Raw genomic sequence first — 2,307 nt, forward strand, 5'->3', positions numbered from 1 at the left:
GTTAAGCTCTCTAGCGCCGATGGTAGTTGGGACCTTGTCCCTGTGAGAGTAGGACGTCGCCAAGCAAAAACCTAAGTTGTTTCGACTTAGGTTTTTTTGTGTTTATTTTTATTATTTTAAATTTAAAGGTAAGAATTACCTTTATAAGAATATAGTCCAGATGTAACAAGAATGTTTGTGATCTTATATAAAAAGGTTATATGAAAAGTAGCAATCTAGCTCTTTTAACATAACCTTTTGTGTTTTTAAAGGATTTTACATTAGAAAAAATCTATAATTAAGGTAGTTAACATATATTTTTGATGGGTGTGGGGGATTATGAAAGAAATATGCATGTTATTAGTGGCTGTTATATTATGGGGCACAGCCATTGCGCCAACAAAATGGGCGTTAGAATCTATTCAGCCGTTTACTTTGTTGTTTATTCGTCTTTTCTTTGCAGGTGGAATTTGTATGCTATTCTCATTTAAGCGACTACAAAAATCAGTTGTACATAGAAAAGTTCCATGGAAAAGAATGAGTTTGTTAGCTTTTACCGGTGTAGCTGGTTATTTTATGTTTACATCCTACGGTATTTCTTTAACCAGTGGATTACATGTGAGTATTATAGATGCTGCATTACCATTAGTTACAATTCTTTTTTCAGCACTCTTTTTGAAAGAGAAAATTCGATTGAATTATTGGATAGGAATTATATTGGGTGCTATAGGAGTACTCTTTATTACGATTCCATCTAAAAGTGCTAATCAAGAAGTGTCTTTAATAGGAGATATACTGATATTATTAAGTACTTTTCTATTTGCTTTCTACACAGTTTTGCTAAAACGGCCAAAACAAGAACAGTATTTATCAAACGAGGTTTTTACAACATTAACTTTAATTATTGGAGCTGTTATTCTCTTACCGTTTGCACTGGTAGAAATTTTTTATTACGGTCTCCCAAAGGTTGAAACTTGGAAAACGGGACTTAGTGTAATATACCTTGTTATTGGAGCAACAATTTTAGCATATTGGTTTTGGAATAAAGCGCTAGAGAGAGTTTCAGCATCAGTAAGCGGATTATATTTAAATGCATTACCATTAATAAGTATTGTTACTTCAATTATTCTATTAAATGAATCTCTGACATGGAGAGTAATAATGGGAGCGAGTTTAGTTTTAATCGGAGTAGGATGGGCGGATAAGCAAAAGTTATGTAATCTATTAAAAGGTAACAAGGTGGAGAATAGAGACTGTTAAACAGTATGATTTATATAATTGAAATGTTAAAAAGATACCTTATATATGAGGTATCTTTTTTATTTAGCAAAGATAATAGACTAAAGTTAGTATGGATATTCTTTGCTGTATTTATATGTGTCGAAATCATTTTGAAATATTGTTTGGACAAGTTGTATACATTCAGTATCATAAAAGCTTTCAAAAGTCGGATGACGGGGAAATAAAGGATCAGTAATATCGCCTTCGCTAAAATCCCCTTTATAAATCATGGCGGGAGTTTGATGATGCCATGATGTTGAGAACTCATTTATTGGTGCGGTTTTTAATTCGAAACGCTTTTCTAATTCTTTCATTTCCTGATCGAAGTTTTCTAAGTATATATAATTGGTCACATATTCTTCTTCACCAGCTATATATTGTTGTGTGAAATGTGGGTTAATATCACTTGCGTGAGCTCCTTTCATAAATAGATAGTATAGAAATTGTTTAAATGAGATCCCTTTGGAGGAATTTTCATCTTGATATAAAAACTTTCGGATGGGTTTCCATTCGGGATGTTCCATATAAGGAGGTCCAATTAAGGATACGAAAGAACTGACTGCTCTCCTATAAGGGTTACGAACGAGTTTAAAAGTTTCTTTTTGTTTTTCTCGTAGAGCTATTCCTAGTCGTACACTATAGGTAGGTGTACTTTTGTATATATCATATTCATAATTATGAATGAAAGGACTATAGCTTAGAGCGGTTTGTAATAAATCAATCTGGTAAAAGAACCACTTAGCAAGAGAAGTACAACCGCTTTTTTGACTCCAAAATAGAATGATTGGAAACTTCCTATGATAGTGTGGGCTTCTTGAATGGGAGCTTATGATGTGTAATAAAGAAGGGTTGAACAAGTTCTACACTCCTTTCAGTTATCTTATTGATATGTATGAGAAATAAAAGGGGGGTATGAGAGTCTTTTTCATCTTTTTAAAAAAATGAAAGATTAATATTGACTATTATTATATAGAGGTGTAATATAGAACAAGTCGCCGATGACAATAACGTCGCAAGCGACAAATGAAATAAAAAAACTTAGTTGAC

At 32.5% G+C, this 2,307-nt stretch carries 2 protein-coding genes; one reads left to right on the forward strand and one right to left on the reverse strand.

The window, feature by feature from the left end; all coding sequences use genetic code 11:
* Positions 1–318: 318 nt before the first annotated feature.
* Complete coding sequence (locus tag HFD78_RS28890) at positions 319–1,239, forward strand: DMT family transporter (protein ID WP_000658286.1); 921 nt, start codon at positions 319–321, stop codon at positions 1,237–1,239.
* 86 nt (positions 1,240–1,325) lie between these two features.
* Here HFD78_RS28890 and HFD78_RS28895 read toward each other — a convergent pair whose 3' ends face one another.
* Positions 1,326–2,117 (reverse strand): sulfotransferase family 2 domain-containing protein, encoded by a 792-nt coding sequence (locus HFD78_RS28895; protein ID WP_000483020.1) that lies wholly within the window; start codon positions 2,115–2,117, stop codon positions 1,326–1,328.
* Positions 2,118–2,307 lie beyond the last annotated feature (190 nt).

Origin of the sequence: Bacillus sp. EKM501B (assembly GCF_011800505.1) — a bacterium.
GTDB lineage: Bacteria > Bacillota > Bacilli > Bacillales > Bacillaceae_G > Bacillus_A > Bacillus_A cereus.

Coding starts and splice junctions, on each gene's coding strand:
- HFD78_RS28890 (WP_000658286.1), top strand. CDS start 319: ATGAAAGAAATATGCATGTTATTAGTGGCTGTTATATTATGGGGCACA.